Consider the following 2,718-nt stretch of genomic DNA (forward strand, 5'->3'; position numbering starts at 1 on the left):
GCGGGCCGGGCTCGGCGGGCAGCGGCAGCGGCGCGCCGGGCGCGGGCCGGTCGTCCACGACGATGATCTCGTGCGGGCCCCGCTCCGGGCCGCCGTCCAGCGCGGCGAGCAGCGCCCGCAGCGTGCCGCGCAGGCTCTCCCGTCCGATGGTGGGGACGACGACGGTGTAGTCCATCAACCGCGCACCTCCCGGCGGCGCACCGTGAACGGCCCGATGGCGAGCAGGTCGACCGGCGCGGAGCCGAAGCACTCCAACGCGTCGCGCGGGTCGTCGACCATCGGGCGCCCGGCGGTGTTCAGGCTGGTGTTGACGAGCACGGGCAGCCCGGTCCGGCGGCGGAACTCCGCGAGGAGGCGCGCCACGAGCGGCTCGGCGTCGGCCGAGACCGTCTGGACGCGGGCGGTGCCGTCCACGTGCACGACCGCGGGGATCCGCTCCCGCCATTCCGGCCGGACGCCGTGGACGAACAGCATGTACGGGCTCGGGAGCGGCCCCTGGAAGACCTCGGGGGCGTCCTCCAGCGCGACCATCGGCGCGATCGGCCGGAACTGCTCGCGGCCCTTCACGTCGTTGAGCCGCTCCACGTTCCCGGCGTGGCCGGGGTGGGCGAGCAGCGACCGGTGCCCGAGCGCGCGCGGCCCGAACTCCGAGCGGCCCTGGAACCAGGCCACGATCTCGTTGCGGGCGAGGGCCTCGGCGACCGTGGCGGCGAGGTCGGCGGGCCGCTCGTAGGCGATCTTCGCGGTGTCGAGGCGCGCGGCGATCTCCCGGTCGGTCCACTGCCTGCCGAGGTCGGCGCCCGGCATGCCGGTGAGCGGGTCGCCGGCGCACTGCGCCACGTGCAGCGCCGCACCGAGCGCCGTGCCGGCGTCGCCCGCCGCGGGCTGCACCCAGAGGTCGTCGTAGGGACCGGCGCCGGCGAGGCGGGAGTTGGCGACGCAGTTGAGCGCGACGCCGCCGGCGAGCATCAGCCGCCGGGAGCCGGTCTCGCCGTGCAGCCACGCCGCGAGGTCGAGCAGCACCTCCTCGAGGCGGGCCTGGACGCTCGCGGCGAGGTCGGCGTGGTCGCGGGTCCACTCGCCGCCGGCCGTGCGCGCCTTGGCGAGCGAGCCCCAGTCGATCGCGGCGACCTCGAAGCCGCCGTCGCCGGTCGCCTGGACGTGCTCGCGCAGCTCGTCCAGGAAGCGCGGCTCGCCGTAGGACGCCAGCGCCATGACCTTGTACTCGTCGCTGGAGCGCAGGAAGCCGAGGTGCTCGGTGAGGTCCTCGTACATCAGGCCGAGCGAGTGGGGGAGCCGCTGCGCGTGCAGCGGCGTCAGGACGCCGTCCCGGTACGTGCCGGCCAGGTGCGAGTGCGACTCGCCCCGGCCGTCCAGGACCAGCACGTCGCCGTCGCCGGGCGCCGGCGCGGCGAGCGCGGCGGACGCGGCGTGCGCGACGTGGTGGGGGACGAACCGGACGATGCCGGGGTCGAGCCCGGGCAGCGCCGTCGCGAGGAAGTTCGGGGCGCGCCGCGCGTACAGGGTGCGCAGCCGCTCCCACTGCTCGTCGTGCCCGCCGAGGCCGGGTTCGACCAGGGACGGGTCGTAGGAGTAGGCGACGGCGTCGAGGTCGCCGGGTTCCAGCCCGGCCTCCGCCAGGCACCAGCGGGCGGCCTGCTCCGGCAGCTCCCAGCCGGAGAACGGCACGGGCCGCTTCCCGTGCTTGCGGCGGCTGAAGCGCTCCTCCTCCGCCGCCGCGACGATCCTGCCGTCCGCCACCAGTGCGGCGGCCGGGTCGTGGAAGATCGCGTTGATTCCGAGCACGCGCATATGAGCCCCGTTTCGGCGCATCATTCGGTGAGGTGCCGATGACGTCGTCATAGACATCGGCTCTGGGCGGTCTCTGGCCGCATCGCCGGAGAGCGAATCCCCTATAGGTGATTCGACATAGCCGATAACAGTGGACCTAAACGCTGAAGTCAGGAAAGTCGCTGCTGGCCGAAGTGCCAGCTAGGCACCTATTCCGTGCACATAGAGGGGGAGAGACCGGGTACTGGGCGGTTCATGCGATTCACCGTCGTCGTCATCACCCGGGACCGGCGGCAGTCGCTGCTCGCCATGCTCGCGCGCACGCGGAGGATCACCGAGGACGCGCCGGTCATCGTGGTGGACAACGACTCCCGGGACGGGACGGCCGACGCCGTCGCGGCGGAGTTCCCCCGGGTCGCGCTCCTGCGGGCACCGCGCAATCTCGGCGCCGTCGGCCGCAACCTCGCGGCCGACCACGTCCGCACCCCCTACATCGCGTTCGCCGACGACGACACCTGGTGGGACCCGGACGCGCCGTCCCGCGCCGCCGACCTGCTCGACGCGCACCCGCGCCTCGCGGTCGTGACCGGGCGGATCCTGGTGGAGCCGGGCGGGCGCGAGGACCCGATCGTGCCCGAGCTGCGGCACTCGCCCGTCCCCGGACCGGCGTGGCTGCCCGGACCCGCCCTCGGCTCGTTCCTGGCCGGCGCCTCGATGCTGCGGACCGAGGCGTTCCGGGAGGCCGGCGGGTTCTCCGCGCGGCTGTGGCTCGGCGGCGAGGAGGAGCTGCTCAGCGCCGACCTCATGGCCCTCGGCTGGCAGCTGTGCTACGCCCCGGCGACCCGGGTGCGGAACGTCTGCCCGGACCGGAACCGCGGCACCTGCGCGGCGGGGACCTCGACCGGCAGCCCGGTGCGCGGGTTGCGG

Annotated in this window: 2 protein-coding genes and 1 pseudogene; 1 reads left to right on the plus strand and 2 read right to left on the minus strand. The window is 74.8% G+C overall.

Annotated elements, in window-relative coordinates; all coding sequences use genetic code 11:
* Positions 1 to 174: 174 nt before the first annotated feature.
* Entirely contained in the window at positions 175 to 1,812 is a 1,638-nt protein-coding gene (locus tag AB0K34_RS46415; RefSeq protein WP_364554924.1) for a carbamoyltransferase C-terminal domain-containing protein, read from the minus strand.
* A gap of 234 nt (positions 1,813 to 2,046) precedes the next feature.
* Here AB0K34_RS46415 and AB0K34_RS46420 point away from each other — a divergent pair.
* Positions 2,047 to 2,622: pseudogene (locus AB0K34_RS46420) on the plus strand (glycosyltransferase); the annotation flags it as partial.
* Here AB0K34_RS46420 and AB0K34_RS46425 read toward each other — a convergent pair.
* The gene (locus tag AB0K34_RS46425) at positions 2,619 to 2,699 is read right to left on the minus strand and encodes a hypothetical protein (protein ID WP_364554926.1); all 81 of its coding nucleotides are present in this window, start codon (positions 2,697 to 2,699) and stop codon (positions 2,619 to 2,621) included. The pseudogene AB0K34_RS46420 and the gene AB0K34_RS46425 sit on opposite strands and share 4 nt — an antisense overlap.
* Positions 2,700 to 2,718 lie beyond the last annotated feature (19 nt).

Source organism: Actinomadura sp. NPDC049382 (assembly GCF_040677125.1).
GTDB classification, from domain to species: domain Bacteria; phylum Actinomycetota; class Actinomycetes; order Streptosporangiales; family Streptosporangiaceae; genus Spirillospora; species Spirillospora geliboluensis.

Excerpts from the sequence above, each read along its gene's own strand:
- AB0K34_RS46415 (WP_364554924.1), bottom strand. The coding sequence starts at position 1,812 with ATGCGCGTGCTCGGAATCAACGCGATCTTCCACGACCCGGCCGCCGCA.